The following is a 20,155-nucleotide window of genomic DNA, read 5'->3' as shown; positions in this document are numbered from 1 at the left end:
TAAAATAGAGCTATCAACACACAATGGGGAGTAAAGTGATGGCCAAACTACAGGAAAAAAGCAAAAACACAACACAGATTTTAAGCTTAATTGAACATTTCCGGCAAAACGGGGATGAACAAAGGGTGGAAAAAGCGAAAAACCTGCTGAAAAAAGTCCGCCGCGAAGATTTCCATATCGCGTTTTGCGGGCATTTTTCAGCCGGCAAGTCCACCATGATTAACGCACTTCTAGGCAGCCGTGTCCTTCCGTCAAGCCCGATTCCGACGAGCGCCAATCTCGTCAAAATTGAAAAGGGGACGGAAGACTGCGCCATTGTTTATGAAAAAGGGGAAGCCCCTTTGATTTTTCACGCGCCGTATGATTTTGAAGTTGTCAAAGATTATTGTAAAAAGGGGCATGTCCAGGAAATTGAAATCACAAAGCCTGATTCCAATTTGCCGGCGGGATTGACGGTGATGGATACGCCGGGTGTCGATTCAACCGACGATGCGCACCGGATTGCCACGGAATCGGCGATTTATATGGCGGACCTTGTCTTTTATGTAATGGATTACAACCATGTCCAGTCGGAACTGAATTTTACCTTTACAAAAGAACTGCTCGATCACGGGCTTGAACTTTATTTAATTATTAACCAGATTGACAAGCACCGGAATGAAGAGCTGCCGTTTTCCGCATTCCGGCGGGGGGTTGAAAATGCATTTGCATCCTGGCATGTCCGGCCGGGTGGCATTTTTTACACCTCTTTAAAAGACCCGGATCATCCCGATAATGAATTCGGCCGGCTGAAAGCGCTCATTGACCGCGCCGTTTCCGAAAAATCCGCCCGGCTGGAACGGTCTGTTGAAGCATCCTTAAGCGTGCTGGAAAAAGAACATGCCGACTGGCTTGAAGCACAGTACGCGCCGCAAAAAGCAGCATATGGGGAAGTGCTTGCAAAATACCCAGGAACCGGGAAAGCGGAAGCATATGAAGAGGAACAAGAGTGGCTTGAAAAAGAACGGGTGCTTCTTGCCCGAATTGAAAATTGGGAGGAAGAAACGCGGCAAAAGCTTCAAACACTTCTGGACGGCGCCTATTTAATGCCGTTTGAAACGAGAGAGAAAGCAAAAGCGTATCTTGAAAGCATGCAAAAAGATTTCCAGGCCGGCGGTTTTTTTGCGAAGAAGAAAAAAACCGAAGAAGCAAGAAAACAGCGGCTCCATGATTTCTATGCCGCCCTGAAAGCCAATGTTGAGGCACAAATCGACTGGCATCTCCGCCCGCTGGCGCAAGAAGCTTTAAAAACGCTCCATCTCGCTGGCGCGCAAATGCTGGAACAACAGGCCGGCATGCTTAAAGCAGATTTCAGCGAAGCAATGCTTGCCGCCCAGGTAAAAGAGGGCGCCCGGCTGACAGGCGACTACATCCTCCATTATTGCGAAAATGTCTCGGACGAAATAAAACGTTCCGCCCGCCAGGCTTGGGACGATTGGAAAGCGCCCGTCCTGAAGCAGGCTGCCTTGGAAACGGAGGAACAGCTTAAAATGGCCCGGAAAAAGGCCGGGCAGGCAAAAGAACTGGCAGAGGCTTACAGGCATCTTGAAAAAATAGAAAGGCAGCTTGTCGAAAAACGGGCTGAACTGGAAGCACCTGCCGCACATCCGGAACAGCTGCTGGCTGGAATAGAGAAAGAATGGGCGGATGAAAAGGCGCATTACCGGGTGTACCGGGGGGAAAAGGATGCAAAACAGCCGGAAGAAACCGGCAAGGCTACAGAAACCTCCGCCCCGGCAGAAAAACAAGCCGGCACATTGCCGCTTGAAACCGCGCTTGCCAAAATGGAGCAGGCGATTACGCTGCTAAAAGATCAGCACGGTTTTAAACGGTATACCGAAACGCTCAGTACAAAAAGCAGGCGCCTGAAAAACCGCCGCTATACTGTTGCGCTGTTCGGCGCGTTTAGCGCGGGAAAATCGTCTTTTGCAAACGCGCTTGCCGGCGAAAAAGTGCTGCCGGTTTCACCGAATCCGACAACAGCGGCCATTTGCCGGATCTGCCCGCCTGATGCGGCACATCCGCATAAAACGGCAGCCGTCCAGCTGAAAACAGAGGCTCAGATGCTGGAAGACGTAAACAAGTCGCTCGCTGTTTTCGGGCTCAGCTGCCGTTCTTTCGGGGAAGCACTTGAAAAAATTGAAACGTTGCACGCGAAAGAAACGGGAAAAGCAAACGAAAAAGTCCATTTATCTTTTTTGCGTGCCTTTGCGAAAGGCTTCCCTGATTTCAACGGGCGGGCCGGACAGAAATTGAATGCCGGAATGGAAGCGTTCCGCCGGTTTGTTGCCGATGAAACCCAGTCTTGTTTTGTTGAATCCATTGATTTGTTTTATGATTGCCCGTTCACAAGGCTTGGCATTACGCTGGTCGATACGCCCGGAGCCGACTCGATCAATGCCCGTCATACCGGCGTGGCATTTGAATATATTAAAGACTCGGATGCGGTTTTCTTCGTCACATACTATAACCATGCCTTCGCGCGCGCAGACAGGGAATTTCTCATCCAGCTCGGGCGGGTAAAAGAAGCATTTGAACTGGATAAGATGTTTTTTATTGTCAATGCGATTGATCTTGCCTCGTCCGGTGAAGAATATAAAGAAGTGATGGACTATGTCAGGGGGCAGCTGCTCCATTTTGGCATCCGCAACCCGCGCCTGTATGGTGTATCAAGCCTGCTTGCGCTTTCAGGCAGGCGGAAGGAAGCGAAAATGGCCGAATTTGAAGCCGGGTTCCGCCAATTTCTCGACCATGATTTGCTGAATATGGTGCTTCAGTCCGCACAAAAAGAGCTGGAACGCGGCCTCGAAATGGTGGATGCCGTGATCCGCGATGCCAATGAATCAATTGAAACAAAGAAAGCGAAACGGGAACTCCTCCGGAAACGGCGGGAAGAGGCAGAAGCCATTTTGAAAAATACAAAGCTGGCGTTCTTCACAGACAGCGTTATGCAGGAGCAGAAGGAGCTGCTCTATTACGTGAAACAGCGTGTTTTTTACCGCTTCGCCGACTTTTTCAAGGAAGCTTTTAATCCGGCAACGGTAAAGGCAGCGAAAGATTTGCCGGGCGCCCTTCAGGAGCTTGCAGAACTCGTCGGTTATGATTTTGCGCAGGAGATGCGGGCGACAAATGTGAGGCTTGAAGCCCATTGCCGGAATTTATTCGCCTCCCAAAGCGCGGAATGGAACAGGGAGATAAAACGTTTGCTTCCTGATTTGTCCGTCAGTACGTTTGAAGCGGGCGCACACGCTACGCCTGATTTTCCTGCGGCTTTTTCGGAGACGGATTTGAAACCGTTCGAAAAGGCATTCCGCCATTTTAAAAATGCGCGCACTTTTTTTGAAAAAGGGGGAAAATCAGGCATGCAGGAAGAACTGCAGGCGATGTTTGAACCGCTTGCGCAGCAGTATCTTGACGTGCAGGGAGAAAAGCTTGCCGGTTCGTTCCGCTCATGGCTGGAGGAAGAGTTTACGAAAATGCAGTCGGAAGCTTTGCTCGATATTGCCGAACAGTTCGATGCCCGTCTTGAAGCCCTTAGAAAGAGCGTGGACGTGGCAGAATGGATGGAAATCCGCGAAAAACTCGTTTTGCCTTCCTGAGGATAAAAAATGATGTGAGAAAATATAACATTTTGTTGACAAAAAAACTCACATGGAATATAGTAAAAATATAAAGAAAAGGAGCGTATAACATGGGTCGAAAAGAAATCCGCCGTTCGATGCCGCTTTTGCCGATCGGAACCGTTATGAAGCTAACAGATTTATCGGCCCGGCAGATCCGCTATTATGAAGAACACGAGCTGATTACACCGGCAAGAACGGAAGGCAATCGCCGCCTTTATTCTTTAAATGATGTCGACCGGCTTCTTGATATTAAAGATTTGCTGGATCAGGGGATCAATATTGCAGGCATCAAAAAAATCTTATTGATGAACGACCGCCGCGGAACCGGGCCGGTACTCGTCAAAAATCATGTAACGGATGAAGAAATCCGCAAACGGCTTCGCCAGGAACTGCTGCAGGCCGGCCGTTTTCAAAGACCGAGCCAGCGGTTGTCCGATGCGCCCCGGTTTTTCCATTAACATTGTTGAAAAGCTAGTTTTATAGCTTAGATATATACTTTTTATTGCCTAAAGGGAGGAATACTGTTCATGCCTAAGTTTACACGTGAAGATATTTTGAAGAATGCCGAAGAACAAAATGTGAAATTCATCCGCTTGCAGTTCACGGATATTTTGGGGACGATTAAAAACGTGGAAATCCCGCTCAGCCAGCTTGAAAAAGCGCTCGACAATAAAATCATGTTCGACGGCTCTTCGATTGAAGGGTTTGTCCGGATTGAAGAATCGGATATGTATCTGTATCCGGACTATGATACATGGGTCATTTTCCCGTGGACCGCTGAGAAAGGGAAAGTCGCCCGTCTGATTTGCGATATTTATAATCCGGACGGCACCCCGTTTGAAGGTGATCCGCGGAATAATTTGAAACGGGTATTGAAAGAAATGGAAGAACTTGGCTTCACGAGTTTTAATCTTGGGCCTGAACCGGAATTCTTCCTCTTCAAGCTGAATGAAAAAAATGAACCGACACTGGAGCTGAACGACAACGGCGGCTATTTTGACCTGGCGCCGACGGACCTTGGCGAAAACTGCCGGCGCGACATCGTATTGGAACTCGAGGAAATGGGCTTTGAAATTGAAGCGTCCCACCATGAAGTTGCACCCGGCCAGCACGAAATTGATTTTAAATATGCGGATGCAGTCAGGGCATGCGACAATATCCAGACCTTTAAACTGGTGGTCAAGACAATTGCACGCAAACATGGCCTGCATGCGACGTTTATGCCGAAACCGTTGTTTGGCGTGAACGGTTCCGGGATGCACACCAATCTTTCGCTTTTTAAAGGAAAAGAAAATGCATTCTATGACCCGAACGATGCAGAACTGCAGCTGAGCGATACGGCATACCAGTTCATTGCCGGCATCATAAAGCATGCGCCGAACTTTACGGCTGTCACGAATCCGACGGTGAACTCCTATAAACGGCTTGTGCCGGGTTATGAAGCGCCTTGTTATGTTGCCTGGTCCGCTCGCAACCGCAGCCCGCTCATGCGGATTCCGGCTTCCCGCGGTTTAAGCACGCGCGTTGAGGTGCGCAGCGTTGACCCGTCTGCCAATCCGTATCTCGCGCTCGCCGTCCTGTTAAAAGCAGGGCTTGACGGCATCGCGAACAAATTGCAGGCGCCGGAACCGGTCGACCGCAACATCTATGTCATGACGAAAGAAGAAAGAGAAGAAGCCGGCATTGTCGACCTCCCGGGCACACTGCTGCAGGCGCTGGAAAACTTAAAATCGGATGATGTAATGGTAGACGCCCTTGGCGATCACATTCTCGAACACTTCCTTGAAGCTAAGGAAATTGAATGGGATATGTTCCGCACACAAGTCCACCAATGGGAACGCGACCAGTATATCGAAATGTATTAAGCAAGAAACCCCTTGAAGCGTAAGGCTTTGAGGGGTTTTTGTTTATCGGGCATTTTTGCGTCGAACGCCCAGAAAAACAAAATGCCCATTAATTGCCCCGATTTTTCCTTCGAAAATAGATTGGAAGCCCAGAAATCCTCAAGTGTCACAGGCATTTTTGCCATCAAACTCGCATATGCTCTATTAAAAAAGAAGCAGCCGAAACTGCTTCTTTTTGATCAGTGCACCATTTGCCTGTACAGCCCGATGACAACGCCGAGAATGGTGACGTTTTTCAATATGATCGGTTCCATTGTCTGGTTTTCAGGTTGCAGCCGGAAGTAGTCTTTTTCCTTGAAAAATCTTTTTACTGTCGCTTCATTTTCATCTGTCATAGCGACCACGATATCTCCGTTGTTTGCCGTCTGCTGGGAGCGGACAATCACATAATCGCCGTTTAAAATCCCGGCATCCACCATGCTGTCCCCTTCAATTTCCAGCATGTAGACGGACTCGTCAGACGGGACAAGATGTTCCGGAAGCGGAAAATACTCTTCAATATTTTCTACAGCGGTAATCGGTATGCCTGCTGTTACTTTTCCGACAACAGGCACATTGACAACATTTTGGGCCGGTATTTCTTCATCATGGTCCAAAATTTCAATCGCTCTCGGCTTTGTAGGGTCGCGCCTGATCAGCCCTTTGCTTTCAAGCCTTGCGAGATGGCCATGGACAGTTGAACTGGAAGCAAGCCCGACTGCCTGGCCGATTTCCCGCACGGAAGGGGGATAGCCTTTTGTTTTGACTTCATGCTTGATGAAATCAAGTATCGCCTGTTGCCGTTTTGATAGTTTTGCCATTATTTCCACCTCGTCGCAGTTTTGTTTGGCACCCGCGCTGCGTACGGGGACGCAAACGGGAGGAATGCCATTATTTGCTATTATTATATCACATTGCAGAAGATAAAACAAACGTAAGTTCGAAAAAATGTTGACGAAAAACAGGCGTTCGTTTTATAATAGAACTGGTGATTGGACGAACGAATATTCGCGGGAGGAAGATGGAGATGTCACGATTATGGAAAAAGTATAACTATGTTATGATTTTAGCAGGGGTTGCGCTTGTTTTCGGATTTTTCATGATTGGAAGTCTGCGGGATCCATCCCCACACTATATCAAAATCAGCGTTACAGAGGGCGAGACGCTTTGGAATATCGCCGGTCAGTATGCAGAACAGGGCAAAATGTCGAGGGAAGCATTTATCAGCTGGGTTGAGCGCCATAATGGGATTAACGGCAACATGATCAAAGCCGGCGAAAAAATTGTCATTCCGGTAGAAAAAAATGAAATCAGGGATGATAAAAGGGAACTTGCGATGAAATCACAATGGGAGACGAAAAAATGAAAGTTGTTTTATATTGCAGAGTAAGCACGGAAAAAGAAAGCCAGGAAACTTCTTTGGCGAGGCAGCGGGAAGAGCTGGAGAAGCTTTCGGATTCCCGCGGTTTTCAAGTGGCCGGGGTGATCTGCGACCGGGCAAGCGGCTACGACCTGGACAGGCCCGGCATCCTTGAACTTCTTGATATCATTGGAAATGAAAAGGTTGACGCCGTACTGGTGCAGGATGAAACACGGATTGGAAGAGGAAATGCAAAAATTGCACTGCTCCATTTTTTATATAAAAAAGGGGTCAAAGTATATTGTTATGCACAAAACGGTGAACTCGAACTTTCGGAATCCGATTCAATGGTGTTGAAAATTGTCAGCATGGTTGAAGAGTACCAGCGAAAGCTGCATAACTTAAAAATCAAAAGGGGGATGGAACGCGCTGTCAGAAACGGCTACCGCCCGGAGAAAAATTTAAAAGGAAAGCGGAATCCGGACGGCAGGGAGAGGAAGGAAGTGCCGGTTGAAGAAATTATCCGCCTGCGGGACAACGGCCTGACTTTTCAGGAGATTGCTGCGACAATGCGCGGTTTTGGCTATCAAGTTTCAAAAGCAACCGTCCACCGGCGTTACAGGGAATATATGGAGGAAACGGGGCATGATCAATAGTACAAAAACCGGTTTCGCCGGTGCGCTTTCTTTGCAGGCGGGCCTATATTTTAGTAAGATGGCATCAATCACGGATTAAAGGAGAGAAAATATGCTTTCAAAGGAAAAAATGGCAAGAATAAACGAATTGGCGAAAAAAGCGAAAACCGGCGGCCTGACAGGTGAGGAAGCAAAAGAACAGTCAAAGTTGCGAAGCGAGTATTTGCAGGCGTTCCGCTCTTCATTCAGAAAAACGATTGAAAATGTCCGTGTGCTTGACCCCGAAGGCCAGGACGTTACCCCGGAAAAAATAAAGCAAATCCAAACAAAAAGAAAGCTGCACTAAAGGGGCGCCATCCTGCTTCTTTCTTACAAAATCCATACAAAATGGTAAAAGAGTTGTGTTATGGGTTTCACTTGCCTTAATATAAAATTGTAACCCATGAAGAAAGGATGTTAGCAGATGTTTGATAAAACGGACGAACTGGCAGTCACAACAATCCGGACTTTGTCCATTGACGCCATTGAAAAAGCAAAATCCGGCCATCCGGGGCTTCCGATGGGGGCTGCGCCAATGGCATACACCCTCTGGACAAGATTTATGAACCAAAACCCGGAAAACCCGCACTGGTTTAACCGGGACCGTTTCGTATTATCCGCAGGGCATGGTTCCATGCTGCTTTATAGCCTGCTCCATTTATCCGGCTATGCATTAAGCATGGATGATATTAAAAATTTCCGGCAATACGGCAGCAAAACCCCGGGGCATCCGGAATACGGGCATACGGAAGGCGTGGAAGCAACGACCGGTCCGCTCGGGCAGGGGATTGCCATGTCAGTCGGGATGGCGATGGCAGAACGGCATCTGGCGGCTGTATACAACAAAGAAAATTTCCCCGTCATTGACCATTATACATATGCTTTATGCGGAGACGGCGACTTAATGGAAGGTGTATCTGCCGAAGCTGCTTCCTTGGCGGGACATTTAAAATTGGGACGCCTCATTGTATTGTACGATTCCAATGACATTTCCCTTGACGGCGAGTTAAACAAGGCCTTTTCCGAAAGTGTTGCCGACCGGTTTAAAGCATACGGCTGGCAGTATTTGCGGGTTGAAGACGGGAATGATATGGCACAGGTCGCAAAAGCGATCGAGGAAGCAAAGGCGGATACAAGCCGGCCGACACTCATCGAAGTGAAAACGATCATCGGTTACGGTTCCCCGAACAAATCCGGGAAATCGGCTGCCCACGGCGCCCCGCTCGGAGAAGATGAACTGAAACTGACGAAAGAAGCGTATAAATGGACGTTTGAAGAAGACTTCTATGTTCCGGATGAAGTTTACGCCCGGTTCCGTGAATTGGTTGTAGAAAACGGCGTGAAAAAGGAACAAGAGTGGGCGTCCCTGTTTGAGGCTTATGAAAAACAATACCCGCAGCTTGCGGCTGAACTAAAACAGGCGATAAAAGGCGGGCTTCCGGATGGATGGGACAAGGACATTCCGGTCTATGAAGAAGGCAAAACCCTTGCCAGCCGTGCGGCAAGCGGGGAAGTGCTAAATGCCATATCCAAACATTTGCCGTCTTTGTTCGGTGGATCTGCCGACCTTGCCGGATCCAACAATACGCGGTTGAAAGAAGACAAGGACTATATGCCGGATGCCTATGAAGGGCGCAATATCTGGTTTGGTGTCCGCGAATTTGCGATGGGCGCAGCCATGAACGGCATGGCGCTTCATGGCGGTGTGCATGTATACGGCGGCACGTTCTTTGTTTTCTCGGATTATTTGCGTCCTGCCATCCGCCTGGCCGCGCTTATGGGCCTCCCGGTAACATACGTCTTTACGCATGACAGTATCGCAGTCGGGGAAGACGGGCCGACGCATGAACCGGTTGAACAGCTTCCTTCTTTAAGAGCGATGCCGGGCTTGTCGGTCATCCGCCCCGCGGACGGCAATGAAACGGCGGCTGCCTGGCGGCTGGCCCTGTCATCTGAAAACCATCCGACTGCGCTTGTTTTGACGCGCCAAGGGCTGCCAACCTTGAAAGGGACGGCTGAAAAAGCGCTGGAAGGCGTTTCAAAAGGCGCCTATGTCGTGTCCCCTGCACAAAAGGAAATGGCTGACGTTCTCCTTCTTGCCAGCGGGTCGGAAGTCCATCTGGCTGTGCTCGCGCAGCAGCAATTGGCGGAACAAAAGATTGATGCTGCTGTTGTCAGCATGCCGTCATGGGACCGTTTTGAACAGCAAAGCAAAGAATACAAAGAATCCGTATTGCCGGCACAGGTGAAAAAACGCCTTTCCATTGAAATGGCTTCACCATTCGGCTGGGAAAGGTATACCGGCGATGAAGGCGATATTTTGTCGGTTGATACGTTTGGCGCAAGCGGAAACGGCAATACCGTTGTGGAAAAATACGGATTTACCGTTGAAAATGTTGTGGCACGTGTAAAAAAATTATTGGGCATGTAATCGTTCCGGGCCTGCTTTTGCGGTATTCGCAAAAGCAGGCTCATTTTTATGAAGGAAGGGTATAAGAATAGGGGGCTTGAAGTACCGGAGCTGAGTTGAATTAGCTTCTCCCTTGGACGCAACCGATTTTGCAGCAACGCTTTGATACATTTACGCTTATTTTCCTGTATGTACGTGTAATCGAATGTTCCACAGTAATTTTTTAAATTTTGTTACAACAAACGACAACTTTTTTGGGGCCCGTCCATTATAGTGAAGGTAACAAAGTTGCGGGAGTGAGATCATATGCGATCCTATTCTATCTACCTGATAAAAGAGGAGTTTGCACAATATTATTACGGCAGGGAACGAATGTTTTTTAACCTTTTTCACCAGTATGCGCACGTTTCCGGAAGTTTGAAAAATGTCCTCAGCAGACAGATCCATTATATTACAAAGCAGATTCCGCTCTTGCCTGTCCATCATGTCTTGCAGCCGTTATTTTCTGACACCATTAACATGACGAAAACCGGCGCTTGCCAACTTCTTTCAAAAAAAGAGGAGCAGGTGCTGGAAGTGACCATAGAAGAAAGAATGCTCCGCCTGAACGTATCCGGTAGTTATGATACAGAAACCGCCGTTTTTGAAATTCTGAGGAACTTCAAAGGAAATCTGCTTGCAATCGATTACGACCATAAACGATACGGCTGGATAAAACCGGTTAAAGAAAGAAAATTCGTGTGAGAAGAAAACAAGTATTGTATAATTCAAATGGATTTAGTACACTGTATGTGAGTGAAGGAGGTATATTATGATTTGGGTGTTCGTTCTTGTAGCCCTTATTGCTCTTTTGGCAGGCGCAGCAATCGGGTTTTTCATCGCCCGTAAATATATGATGAATTACCTGAAGAAAAATCCGCCGATTAATGAACAAATGCTGAGAATGATGATGATGCAAATGGGTATGAAGCCGTCTCAGAAGAAAATCAATCAAATGATGAATGCCATGAACAAACAAATGAAATCTTAAGCTGGATGACCGGCTTTTGTGGTATATCCATCACCATTGTTAAGCTTCTCACGATTCTGTAAACCACTTTTTCTGCCAATTTCCTGCACAGAAAAGGTGGTTTTTGATTTCATGTTCCATTTTTATGCTTTCGTGATGTTTTTTCTCTTTCAATCTGTTTATGTTAAAATGAAAATGAGCCGGGATGGGGAGTGAACCGATGGCTGATGTAACAGTATGGCTGTCTTTCGGGGCAGGTTTCATGAGCTTTATATCGCCTTGCTGTCTGCCGCTTTACCCTGCTTTTGTTTCTTATATAACAGGCGCTTCTGTTAGCCGGTTAAAAAGCGGGGGCGGCATGCGGGAGTGGAAAAGTATCCTGCATACCGTTTGGTTCCTCGCAGGATTTTCCACAGTTTTTATTGCATTGGGGTTTGGTGCTTCCTGGATCGGGAGTTTTTTTATCCGTTACCAGGATGCCATCCGGCAGCTCGGTGCAGTCGCGCTCATTTTTTTTGGGCTGCTTGCTGCGGGCATTTTTCAGCCGGGGATCTTTATGAAAGTGTACCGAATCGATGTAAAAAAGCAGCCGGTCGGATTCTTGGGTTCTTTTCTCGTCGGGCTTGTGTTTGCTGCCGGCTGGACGCCTTGCACCGGGCCGATTCTTGCCTCGGTATTGGCGATGGCAGTGGCCCATCCGGCTTCTGCGTCCGTCTATATGGCTGCATATGTGTTCGGCTTCTCCATCCCTTTTTTTGTCCTTGCTTTTTTTATCGGACGATTGGGGTGGATGCAAAAATATAGCGTGAAACTATTAAAATGGAGCGGTGTTGTGATGATATTCGCCGGAATCCTGTTCTTTTTTGACTGGATGCCTGTCATTTCCGGTTATATGAGTGCGCTGTTCGGGGGATTCCAGGGATTTTAATCCGGGTTGCATTTTAACGGATCAATGAGGAGGAGAAATTCGATCGATGGCAAATGTGTTGATTGTGGATGATGCAAAATTTATGAGGATGACTTTGGCGAAAATGCTGGAAAACGGCGGCCATACCGTTGTGGGCGAAGCGGAGAACGGGCAGCGGGCGATTGAATTATACCGTGAAGTCAGGCCGGATGTCGTTACGATGGACATTACCATGCCGGAGATGACCGGCATTGAAGCTGTGAAAAAGATCGTGCGCGAATTCCCGGACGCAAAAATTATTATTTGCTCCGCGCTTGGCCAGCAAAAACTGGTCGTCGAAGCAATAGAATCCGGCGCAAAGGATTTTATCGTCAAGCCTTTTGATGAAACGCGTGTTTTAGAAGCGGTTGAACGCGTTTTGAACTGACAGGCGCCGCAAAAAAAAGAGAGGCAGGCATTCCGGCTGGACATCAACCCCGCTTTTATGGTTGAATATTAGCATAGGAAACTTATATTTACCGTAGCTATATTTATTTTGTTAAAAATCTGTTACTAAAGAGGGTTGAGACATGGAAGGCATTGTCATCTCGTTCATTGTTGCGATTTTGATGGGGTCTTTGGTCATTTTTGTCCGTTTAAAAGGGCAGAACAAGCCCGTTTCCACAAAAAAAATATTGTTGCCGCCGGTCTTTATGAGTACCGGGGCATTGATGTTTGTCGTCCCGTATTTTCGCGTGACGCCTGCCGAAGTATTGGAAGCCTTTGTGGTCGGAATGTTTTTTTCCATATTTTTAATTAAAACTTCCCGTTTCGAAGTCCGTGACGGAAATGTATATTTAAAACGGTCGAAAGCTTTTCCGTTTATTCTGATCGGGCTCCTTCTCATCCGGTTGCTGATGAAGGTGGTACTCAGCTCCTCGATTCAAATCGGGCAGCTCAGCGGCATGTTTTTTCTGCTCGCATTCGGCATGATTCTGCCGTGGCGCGTCGCCATGTATATTCAGTACAGGCGGCTCATACAGGAACTGGATGAAGGGGTCCGTGCTTGAAAAACATCATTCGCTTTTACCGAATGATGTTTTTTCATTTACCGGGCCGATTTTGTTTTTTCCTGCGCAAACAAATGCTCGTAGCGGCTGTCATCGATGTCCAGCTGCTTTAATTTTTTTCGGAGGAATTTATGGTCCCTTCTTGGCGTGGCGAGGATATAGCCCTGAATGATATTGTCCAGTGTCATTTTCTTTGCATTTTTGGAAAGCGCCACATCCCCGATTTTTGCCGCGATTTTTTTCCTGGCCACATCGCGGAACAATTCCGGGACAGGGCTTACTAGTTCTTCAAGCAGTTCTCTGTACTCCGGCGTCCAGAGGTGCCGCGTTTTAAGGATTGTCTCTTCCTGCTGGTCAAGTATCGATTTTCCGTCTTCTTTCGGAAGCCTTTTCAAAAATTTTCGGAACATAAAATAGCCGCCAACTGAAAAGAGAAAAACCAGACAGAGGATCCATATTAAAATAAAAGCAGAAAACCAACCGCTTAGCATGACGCTCTCCTCCTTGGCAAGTACTTCCTTTTATTATAAGAAAAGATGGACTGTTTTTTCAATTAAAAAAGGAAAAACCCTTCCGCCGGCGGGCAGGGGCACTGAAAAAGTGATGTTTTATTTTTACGAGAGATCGGATGCAAAAAAACGGTGAGACACTTTGAATGTGGTGCCTCGCCGTTTTTTGTTTTCTTTTGGACTTTTTCATCTGCCTCCGGAAAGTGGAAAAGATTTTTACTGTTTTTTCAGCGTTTCAAAAGTGTCTTGCAGCAGAACAATCGTTTTTTCGATTTCTTCTTTTGTTCCTTTTTTTCCGTCTGCCAGCCTGATCGGGTCGCCAAAGCGCACACGTTTTGGCTTTCTCGCAATGACTTCTTTCAATGTTTTCGGCCCTTCGTAAATAGCCGGGACAAGCGGAACATTTGCTTTTAAAGCTATCGTCACGGCACCGCGTTTTAAAGAAACATGTTCGCTTTTGCGTGTTCCGGAAGGGAAAATGCCGACGACTTTCCCTTCTTTTAAAAGTTTCATTGGAATTTTAATCGAGCTCGGGCCCGGATTTTCACGATTGACTGGAAAAGCGTGCAACTTCGTGAACAGCCATTTTAGCCATTTTTTAGAAAAAAGTTCCTGTTTCGCCATATAATGAATTTGGACAGGCCAGATGGCAATCGCCAGGTAAATAATGTCCAGCCATGTTTGGTGGGTACAAACGACCACAAACGGAGCCGCAGGGATTTTCTCTTTGTTTTCTTTTTTGATTTTGCCGCCAAGCAGCCACAAAATGACGGTAACAACGTAATAGCCAAACCGGTACATGATTACACCCCCACAAGCATTTTATACTATACAGGCATGCTTGTTCTACTAATTTGGAAAAAAATATTTAAAAACGCGAAATGAATCATTGGAAAAAAGAAGATCGCAGCCAAAACAGCGTTTACGGAAAGATTAAAAAGAAGAAGGAATATGATAAAGCAAGGCAGAATTTCATACGGAGGGAAATGTATTGCATAAAAGATGGGTTGTGATATGGACGATGGCATTCCTATTTATTCAGGGAACCGGGCCCTGTGCAGCAGGGGACAGGGAAGGCCGCGGAAAAAAAGAAACAGACGCAAAAATTGCCGGCATTTTGCAGGCCGCCCCTTTAAAAGGCGGGATTGTTGCGATCAGCGTCCGTTCGGCTGATACCGGGGAACTGCTCTACGAACAAAATGGCAGCACGCTATTGCGCCCTGCGTCCAATATGAAACTGCTGACCGCGGCCGCCGCGCTTGAAACACTCGGGGGAAATGCCCGTTTTAAAACGGGCGTGTACCGCACGGGCGCGATCGAAAACGGTACGCTTTACGGTGATATATACATACAAGGGGGAGGAGATCCTGCTTTATTAAAATCCGATTTAGCGGACTGGGCGGCTGAATTAAAGAAACAGGGGATCCGGCGTATTCAGGGGGACCTGGTCGGGGATGATTCGCGCTATGACGATATTCGGTATTCACTTGACTTGCCGTGGAGCGATGAGCAGGAATATTACGGGGCACAAATTTCGGCTTTAACGTTATCGCCTGACCGCGATTATGATGCAGGGACGGCCATTTTTGAAGTCGCCCCGGCAAAAAAACCCGGCATGAAAGCGCGGATCAAAATGGTTCCGGAAAGCGGGATGGTTAAACTGGACAACCATGTCCGAACCGTGCCGGATGGCAAGCAGGGAGAGGACGATATCGTCATCAGCCGGGCACACGGCGGGAATACGTTTACGGCAAGCGGGACGATTACTGCCGATTCAGCCGCAGTCCGGCAATGGAAAGCGGTCTGGGACCCGGCGACATGGGTGCTGTCTGTTTTCAAAAAAACTTTAGAGGAAAACGGGATCACCGTGCAAGGTACGATCAAAACGGGCAGGGTGAAGGATGCGGCAGTTCCGGTTCTTTTTTCCCAATCGCCACCTTTATCAAGCATCATGGCGCCGTTTTTAAAATTCAGCAATAACACCATCGCCGAAATGCTTGTAAAAGAAATGGGGAAAACGGAAAAAGGGGAAGGAAGCTGGGAAAAAGGGCTTGAAGTAATCCGCGGCGTTGCAAGAAACTTTGGCGTCGATCCTGACCTGATGATGCTCCGCGACGGTTCGGGCATATCCCACGCCGATTTGGTCCGGGCAAATGATTTGACGGCGCTTTTATACCGGATACAGGAAAAAGACTGGTTTCCGTGCTTTTTCGATGCGCTGCCCGTTGCAGGGGCTGAAAACAGGCTGGAAGGCGGAACCCTCAGAAACCGGTTTAAGGGGACGGCCGCTGCAGGACGGGTTTTTGCCAAAACAGGGTCGATTACAGGCGTCAGCACACTTTCCGGCTATATGCAGGCAACATCCGGGAAAAAGCTGATTTTTTCTATTTTGATCAATAATGTACTGGATGAAGAAGCAGTACATCAAGCGGAAGAGCAAATCGTACTGCAATTCATCAACCAGGGGGGAGAAGGATGAGAAAAGGAAAACGGCTGCAGGCCGGGGATACGATCGGGCTGGTCGCGCCTGCAAGCCCGGTTTCAATCGAAAGGATTCAGACTGCAATTGCCATATTGCGGCGGCTCGGTTTCCGGGTAAAAACCGGAGAAAGTGCGGGAAAAGTTTATGGCGGGTATATGGCCGGCACGCCGCTTGAACGGGCGGCCGATCTTCATGCGATGTTTGCAGACGATGACGTGCGGGCGATTCTTTGTTTGCGTGGCGGATACGGGGCGACGCAAATTTTGCCGTATCTGGACCTTGAATGGATCCGGGAGAATCCAAAATTATTCATCGGTTACAGCGATATTACAGCCTTGCATATTGCTTTCCAGCAAAAATGCGGCCTCGCCACGATCCATGGCCCGATGGCGGCTGTCGAATTTATCAAAGAAGATGATCTTTCGGTACAATCATTGCTGCAGCTGGCGTCAACCGGTGTTCCTGCCGGCAGTTACACGGGGGAGGCGTGGAGTGAAGGGGCCGTGACAGCACCGCTTACAGGCGGGAATCTGTCATTGATTTGCGCACTGATGGGAACGCCGTTTGAAATTGATACAAGCGGGAAAATTCTTTTTCTTGAAGAAGTGCATGAAGAACCTTATGCGATCGACCGGATGCTGACCCAGCTTCAGCTTTCCGGAAAACTGGATGACGCCTCCGGGTTTGTGCTCGGCCAATGGACGGACTGTGAGCCGGAAGCATATGCGGATGGCTTTACGGCACAGGAAGTCCTGGAAAAATTTTTTTGCGGGATCGGCAAGCCGGTGCTTGCCGGCATACAATCCGGGCACGGCACTCCGAATCTGGCGCTTCCGCTCGGCATCTCGGTCACACTGGATACGGCCGGCCAACGCTTGCATTTTTGCGAAACCATTGTCGCTGAATAAGCTTATTGCATGATTGTTTCTCATATATATAACCGCATGTTTATTGCCCTTACGGTATGCCCGAAAGCAGGCCGACCTGGCAAGGGGTTTACAATGCAGACGCACATCCGGGCCGTTTAAACCGGCGCCTGTTTTCCCGCTTGCAGGCGGATGCACAAACGATGCGCTTCCAACTGCCATATTGTAAAAGCAGCAATGGATAAAGGAGTGACAAATTTGGCAGATTCCAGTCAGTATTATGGCGGCTATCCGTGCCGTATGGGCATCATCACCATTATGGCGGATACGGCGGTTATTCGTACGGCCATTCGCACGGTTACCCATACGGACATCACCACCATTACCATTCCGGGCATTACGGCCACGGCGGCTACGGGAATTTTCCGGGCCACGGATACAGGGAAGAAAAATAAAATGCTTGACCGGAAAAGATGCCTGCAAGCAGGCATCTTTTCCCCATTTTTGCAGCGTAATTTTTTCAGGCGGATGGATCCGGCAGCCATGAAGGTTTCAATCCGGAAAAAATCATGGCATTTAGTGGAGAAAAAATAAAATGAAGAAAAAAATAATCAATTCGTCTTGACTCCCCATACATAATCTGCTATTATAATAAAGAATTATTTTTGTTCGGTATGGTAAGGAAGGAAAAAGTTTTAAAACTGACCCCCTGAAATCACTTGAGCAAGGATAGTAATTTTGTGTTCAAACACATTAGGAGGAAACAAAATGGAACAAGGTAAAGTAAAATGGTTTAATTCGGAAAAAGGCTACGGTTTTATCGAACGCGAAGGCGGAAGCGATGTATTTGTTCACTTCTCAGCGATTCAGGGCGAAGGTTTTAAAACTTTGGAAGAAGGCCAATCCGTATCTTTTGATATTGAAGAAGGCAACCGCGGACCACAAGCTGCGAACGTTTCGAAATTATAAAAAACAGGCCTTTATGGCCTGTTTTTTTTTTTTTTTTTGTCCTGGGGATCCAGGTTTAGGCATCCCTTTGCCCGGAACGGATAAAAAGCCCTTTCATCCGGCCACTTCGGATGCCGGAAAAAATAGATACATATTGCAATCGCGATCTTTCATAAATATATGATAAGAGCAATGCCAATATGGATAAAGGAGACAGGGGAATTTTGCAAATCAGAGAAATGGCAACGGAATTACTAAAAAACGCCGGGTGCACCGCCCATTTGAAAATAAAGAAACAGTTCCCAGGCGGGCGTCTCGTTGGCGGCAAATATCATCCGCACACCCATACGATTACGCTGTATACAGAGACAATCCGGCGGCAATGCGAGCTATTGTTTGGGAGCTGCAAATGGTTTATGTCTTACACTACGATTGTGCTTGCACATGAAATCGGCCATGCGATGGATGAAAATCTGCCTGCATTGTCCGCCGCCTTTGAAGAGTCCGGGCGTTTGCCGGAAAAGCAAGCACTGGCGCTTACGATTGAACAAAATGCGTGGGATTTTGCCGGCCGGCTGGTTCCCGCGCATCTTAGGCCGCTTTTTCAAAAAATCATGGATGAGTCGCTATCTGCTTACCGCCAGCCGGTGATGGCGGGTGCGCATTAAGAAAAAGCAAAAAACCGGGAGAAGGCTTGCCTTCTCCCGGTTTTTTGCTTTATTTAACGGCTTTCCGAAAGAAGTCTCCCATCCTCAAGGAATGTGAAGGTGCGAATAGCACCAATGAGTAGGTGGGAGATGAATTTCGGTTGGCTTTAGCCAAAGGTTTTGATATAATCAGTCTTAGATGGAATAGAGGTTTGATATATCAATGAAATTAGATAGTAATAATCATTCAGTATTCTTACTGCATTATCACCTTGTATTGGTTGTAAAATACCGTAGACAAGTGTTCGATAGTGAAATATCTGATTTTGCAAAAGATATGTTCGCTGAGATTGGAAGTAAATACAATATTTCTTTAGTGGAATGGAATCATGATAAAGACCATATCCACATCTTATTCAAAGCAAATCCTAACTCTGAACTATCAAAGTTCATCAACGCCTATAAGAGTGCAAGTTCTCGACTGATAAAAAGAGACTTTCCACATATAAGAAAAAAACTATGGAAAGAAATGTTTTGGTCAAGAAGTTTCTGCCTACTTACAACAGGCGACGCTCCAATAGATACCATCAAAAAATATATTGAAAATCAAGGTCAAAAGTGAGGTGAATTGATATGGCCAAGCAAAACAAAGCTTTCAAGTTTCGTTTGTTACCAAACAAAGAACAATCCGCATTATTAGCTAAGACATTTGGTTGTGTTCGCTTTGTCTACAATAAGATGTTAGCTGAACGCAAAGAAACGTATGAAAAGTTCAAGGATGATAAAGAATTGCTTAAAAAGCAAAAGTTTCCGACCCCTGCAAAATATAAAAGTGAATTTCCATTCCTAAAAGAAGTGGATTCTTTAGCTTTGGCAAATGCACAAATGAACTTACAGACTGCTTATAAGAATTTCTTTGAAGGAAATGCGGATTTTCCAAAGTTCAAAAATCGTAAAGCAAAACAATCCTATACAACTAATATGGTCAACGGAAATATTAAGCTAGAAAATGGTCATATCAAACTGCCAAAAATCAAAAAGCCAATAAAAATGAAACAGCATAGAGAGATACCTGCTGATTATAAAATCAAATCTTGCACTATTTCTAAAACAAAGACAGGCAAGTACTACATTTCAATTTTGACAGAATATGAGAAAGATATTCGTCCAGTTAACATACAGAAAGTTGTTGGTTTGGATTTTGCTATGGATGGTCTATATGTCGAGAGTGAACAGGGTAAGAAAGCCAATTACCCACGTTACTATCGGCAAGCCTTAGATAAATTAGCAAAAGCACAACGAATTCTTTCTCGAAGAAAGAAAGGTTCTGCACGTTGGAACAAGCAACGACTAGTAGTGGCTAAGTTACATGAGAAAGTGGCGAACCAACGCATGAATTTTCTTCATCATAAGTCAAAAGAATTAGCTTCTAACTTTGATGCTGTCGTGATTGAGGACTTGAACATGAAAGGGATGTCTCAAGCCCTTCACTTTGGGAAAAGCGTTCATGATAACGGCTGGGGGATGTTCACTACTTTCTTAGCGTATAAGTGGATTTAAGTCAATATTTTGGACACCAATAAGTGAAATTTAATTTTGATCTCATGCCATATTTTTCATGACTGCTGGTCGCTTGACATGGAGCCTCTGCGGGCGTGGTGTTATGCGAAGGGCGAAAGGGGCAATGATTTCTTTCGCATGGCAAACAAGCCTACCACGCCCCGCCACTCCATGTAAAGCGGATGCTTG

Annotated in this window: 21 protein-coding genes and 1 pseudogene; 19 read left to right on the top strand and 3 right to left on the bottom strand. The window is 46.9% G+C overall.

Features of this window, described 5'->3' with window-relative positions:
* Positions 1-38 precede the first annotated feature (38 nt).
* The 3 genes from NSQ19_RS07435 (at position 39) to glnA (ending at position 5,527) form a co-directional block, all read left to right on the top strand.
* On the top strand, positions 39-3,638 hold the full coding sequence (locus tag NSQ19_RS07435) for a dynamin family protein (protein WP_340702648.1): 3,600 nt from the start codon (positions 39-41) through the stop codon (positions 3,636-3,638).
* A 92-nt stretch (positions 3,639-3,730) separates the two neighbouring features.
* A complete protein-coding gene (locus NSQ19_RS07430; protein ID WP_014098211.1) occupies positions 3,731-4,120 on the top strand; it encodes a MerR family transcriptional regulator in 390 nt (129 codons plus the stop codon).
* A 69-nt stretch (positions 4,121-4,189) separates the two neighbouring features.
* The gene (gene glnA / locus NSQ19_RS07425; RefSeq protein ID WP_340702647.1) at positions 4,190-5,527 is read left to right on the top strand and encodes a type I glutamate--ammonia ligase; all 1,338 of its coding nucleotides are present in this window, start codon (positions 4,190-4,192) and stop codon (positions 5,525-5,527) included.
* A gap of 218 nt (positions 5,528-5,745) precedes the next feature.
* On the opposite strand, the gene lexA is transcribed toward glnA, so the two are convergent.
* Entirely contained in the window at positions 5,746-6,366 is a 621-nt protein-coding gene (gene lexA, locus NSQ19_RS07420; protein ID WP_014098213.1) for a transcriptional repressor LexA, read from the bottom strand.
* Positions 6,367-6,572: 206 nt separating this feature from the next.
* On the opposite strand from lexA, the gene yneA reads away from it, so the two are divergent.
* The 9 genes from yneA (at position 6,573) to NSQ19_RS07375 (ending at position 12,954) form a co-directional block, all read left to right on the top strand.
* On the top strand, positions 6,573-6,911 hold the full coding sequence (gene yneA, locus NSQ19_RS07415; protein ID WP_029141483.1) for a cell division suppressor protein YneA: 339 nt from the start codon (positions 6,573-6,575) through the stop codon (positions 6,909-6,911).
* Entirely contained in the window at positions 6,908-7,561 is a 654-nt protein-coding gene (locus tag NSQ19_RS07410) for a YneB family resolvase-like protein (protein WP_013859450.1), read from the top strand. The genes yneA and NSQ19_RS07410 overlap by 4 nt, the downstream gene beginning before the upstream one ends.
* Positions 7,562-7,652: 91 nt before the next feature.
* On the top strand, positions 7,653-7,886 hold the full coding sequence (locus NSQ19_RS07405; RefSeq protein WP_013859449.1) for a DUF896 domain-containing protein: 234 nt from the start codon (positions 7,653-7,655) through the stop codon (positions 7,884-7,886).
* A 117-nt stretch (positions 7,887-8,003) separates the two neighbouring features.
* On the top strand, positions 8,004-10,010 hold the full coding sequence (gene tkt, locus NSQ19_RS07400) for a transketolase (protein ID WP_118497690.1): 2,007 nt from the start codon (positions 8,004-8,006) through the stop codon (positions 10,008-10,010).
* Positions 10,011-10,295: 285 nt separating this feature from the next.
* Positions 10,296-10,733 (top strand): sporulation inhibitor of replication protein SirA, encoded by a 438-nt coding sequence (gene sirA / locus NSQ19_RS07395; RefSeq protein ID WP_340702646.1) that lies wholly within the window; start codon positions 10,296-10,298, stop codon positions 10,731-10,733.
* Between the two features lie 67 nt (positions 10,734-10,800).
* Positions 10,801-11,019 carry a YneF family protein gene (locus tag NSQ19_RS07390; RefSeq protein ID WP_013859446.1) on the top strand — a complete coding sequence of 73 codons (219 nt, stop codon included), beginning with the start codon at positions 10,801-10,803 and terminating at the stop codon, positions 11,017-11,019.
* 199 nt (positions 11,020-11,218) lie between these two features.
* Positions 11,219-11,926 carry a cytochrome c biogenesis CcdA family protein gene (locus NSQ19_RS07385; protein WP_118497688.1) on the top strand — a complete coding sequence of 236 codons (708 nt, stop codon included), beginning with the start codon at positions 11,219-11,221 and terminating at the stop codon, positions 11,924-11,926.
* A gap of 46 nt (positions 11,927-11,972) precedes the next feature.
* A complete protein-coding gene (locus NSQ19_RS07380) occupies positions 11,973-12,332 on the top strand; it encodes a response regulator (RefSeq protein WP_013859444.1) in 360 nt (119 codons plus the stop codon).
* Positions 12,333-12,474: 142 nt separating this feature from the next.
* Complete coding sequence (locus NSQ19_RS07375; RefSeq protein ID WP_013859443.1) at positions 12,475-12,954, top strand: CcdC family protein; 480 nt, start codon at positions 12,475-12,477, stop codon at positions 12,952-12,954.
* 38 nt (positions 12,955-12,992) lie between these two features.
* Here the strand turns inward: NSQ19_RS07375 and NSQ19_RS07370 are convergent, their stop codons facing one another.
* Both NSQ19_RS07370 and NSQ19_RS07365 read right to left on the bottom strand, forming a co-directional pair.
* Positions 12,993-13,445, bottom strand: a complete 453-nt coding sequence (locus NSQ19_RS07370) for a DUF2621 domain-containing protein (protein WP_013859442.1) — start codon at positions 13,443-13,445, stop codon at positions 12,993-12,995.
* A 234-nt stretch (positions 13,446-13,679) separates the two neighbouring features.
* Positions 13,680-14,264, bottom strand: a complete 585-nt coding sequence (locus tag NSQ19_RS07365; protein WP_019720379.1) for a lysophospholipid acyltransferase family protein — start codon at positions 14,262-14,264, stop codon at positions 13,680-13,682.
* Between the two features lie 190 nt (positions 14,265-14,454).
* Between NSQ19_RS07365 and dacB the strand changes: the two genes are divergently transcribed.
* The 7 genes and pseudogenes from dacB to NSQ19_RS07330 form a co-directional block, all read left to right on the top strand.
* Positions 14,455-15,942, top strand: coding sequence for a D-alanyl-D-alanine carboxypeptidase/D-alanyl-D-alanine endopeptidase (dacB, locus tag NSQ19_RS07360; protein ID WP_340702645.1), 1,488 nt, complete (start codon positions 14,455-14,457; stop codon positions 15,940-15,942).
* Positions 15,939-16,853, top strand: coding sequence for a S66 peptidase family protein (locus NSQ19_RS07355; protein WP_340702644.1), 915 nt, complete (start codon positions 15,939-15,941; stop codon positions 16,851-16,853). Before dacB ends, NSQ19_RS07355 begins: the two co-directional genes overlap by 4 nt.
* A 216-nt stretch (positions 16,854-17,069) precedes the next feature.
* Entirely contained in the window at positions 17,070-17,405 is a 336-nt protein-coding gene (locus tag NSQ19_RS07350; RefSeq protein WP_235962324.1) for a hypothetical protein, read from the top strand.
* A gap of 174 nt (positions 17,406-17,579) precedes the next feature.
* Positions 17,580-17,780, top strand: coding sequence for a cold-shock protein (locus tag NSQ19_RS07345; RefSeq protein WP_013859436.1), 201 nt, complete (start codon positions 17,580-17,582; stop codon positions 17,778-17,780).
* 179 nt (positions 17,781-17,959) lie between these two features.
* On the top strand, positions 17,960-18,427 hold the full coding sequence (locus tag NSQ19_RS07340) for a hypothetical protein (RefSeq protein ID WP_019720375.1): 468 nt from the start codon (positions 17,960-17,962) through the stop codon (positions 18,425-18,427).
* Between the two features lie 202 nt (positions 18,428-18,629).
* Entirely contained in the window at positions 18,630-19,028 is a 399-nt protein-coding gene (gene tnpA, locus NSQ19_RS07335; RefSeq protein ID WP_041818598.1) for an IS200/IS605 family transposase, read from the top strand.
* Positions 19,029-19,039: 11 nt separating this feature from the next.
* Positions 19,040-19,957, top strand: a pseudogene (locus NSQ19_RS07330) (RNA-guided endonuclease TnpB family protein); the annotation flags it as partial.
* Positions 19,958-20,155: the final 198 nt, after the last annotated feature.

Source organism: Weizmannia sp. FSL W8-1119, assembly GCF_038008605.1.
In the GTDB taxonomy this organism is placed as follows: Bacteria; Bacillota; Bacilli; order Bacillales; family Bacillaceae_C; genus Weizmannia; species Weizmannia coagulans.
The sequence above is the reverse complement of the archived record's forward strand: the minus strand, read 5'-3'. Positions and strand labels throughout refer to the sequence as shown.

Excerpts from the sequence above, each read along its gene's own strand:
- NSQ19_RS07430 (WP_014098211.1), top strand. The coding sequence starts at position 3,731 with ATGGGTCGAAAAGAAATCCGCCGTTCGATGCCGCTTTTGCCGATCGGA.
- glnA (WP_340702647.1), top strand. The coding sequence starts at position 4,190 with ATGCCTAAGTTTACACGTGAAGATATTTTGAAGAATGCCGAAGAACAA.
- NSQ19_RS07365 (WP_019720379.1), bottom strand. The coding sequence starts at position 14,264 with ATGTACCGGTTTGGCTATTACGTTGTTACCGTCATTTTGTGGCTGCTT.
- NSQ19_RS07410 (WP_013859450.1), top strand. The coding sequence starts at position 6,908 with ATGAAAGTTGTTTTATATTGCAGAGTAAGCACGGAAAAAGAAAGCCAG.
- NSQ19_RS07345 (WP_013859436.1), top strand. The coding sequence starts at position 17,580 with ATGGAACAAGGTAAAGTAAAATGGTTTAATTCGGAAAAAGGCTACGGT.
- tkt (WP_118497690.1), top strand. The coding sequence starts at position 8,004 with ATGTTTGATAAAACGGACGAACTGGCAGTCACAACAATCCGGACTTTG.
- NSQ19_RS07375 (WP_013859443.1), top strand. The coding sequence starts at position 12,475 with ATGGAAGGCATTGTCATCTCGTTCATTGTTGCGATTTTGATGGGGTCT.
- tnpA (WP_041818598.1), top strand. The coding sequence starts at position 18,630 with ATGAAATTAGATAGTAATAATCATTCAGTATTCTTACTGCATTATCAC.
- lexA (WP_014098213.1), bottom strand. The coding sequence starts at position 6,366 with ATGGCAAAACTATCAAAACGGCAACAGGCGATACTTGATTTCATCAAG.
- NSQ19_RS07380 (WP_013859444.1), top strand. The coding sequence starts at position 11,973 with ATGGCAAATGTGTTGATTGTGGATGATGCAAAATTTATGAGGATGACT.
- yneA (WP_029141483.1), top strand. The coding sequence starts at position 6,573 with ATGTCACGATTATGGAAAAAGTATAACTATGTTATGATTTTAGCAGGG.
- NSQ19_RS07370 (WP_013859442.1), bottom strand. The coding sequence starts at position 13,445 with ATGCTAAGCGGTTGGTTTTCTGCTTTTATTTTAATATGGATCCTCTGT.
- NSQ19_RS07340 (WP_019720375.1), top strand. The coding sequence starts at position 17,960 with ATGGATAAAGGAGACAGGGGAATTTTGCAAATCAGAGAAATGGCAACG.
- NSQ19_RS07405 (WP_013859449.1), top strand. The coding sequence starts at position 7,653 with ATGCTTTCAAAGGAAAAAATGGCAAGAATAAACGAATTGGCGAAAAAA.
- NSQ19_RS07385 (WP_118497688.1), top strand. The coding sequence starts at position 11,219 with ATGGCTGATGTAACAGTATGGCTGTCTTTCGGGGCAGGTTTCATGAGC.
- sirA (WP_340702646.1), top strand. The coding sequence starts at position 10,296 with ATGCGATCCTATTCTATCTACCTGATAAAAGAGGAGTTTGCACAATAT.
- NSQ19_RS07355 (WP_340702644.1), top strand. The coding sequence starts at position 15,939 with ATGAGAAAAGGAAAACGGCTGCAGGCCGGGGATACGATCGGGCTGGTC.
- NSQ19_RS07390 (WP_013859446.1), top strand. The coding sequence starts at position 10,801 with ATGATTTGGGTGTTCGTTCTTGTAGCCCTTATTGCTCTTTTGGCAGGC.
- NSQ19_RS07435 (WP_340702648.1), top strand. The coding sequence starts at position 39 with ATGGCCAAACTACAGGAAAAAAGCAAAAACACAACACAGATTTTAAGC.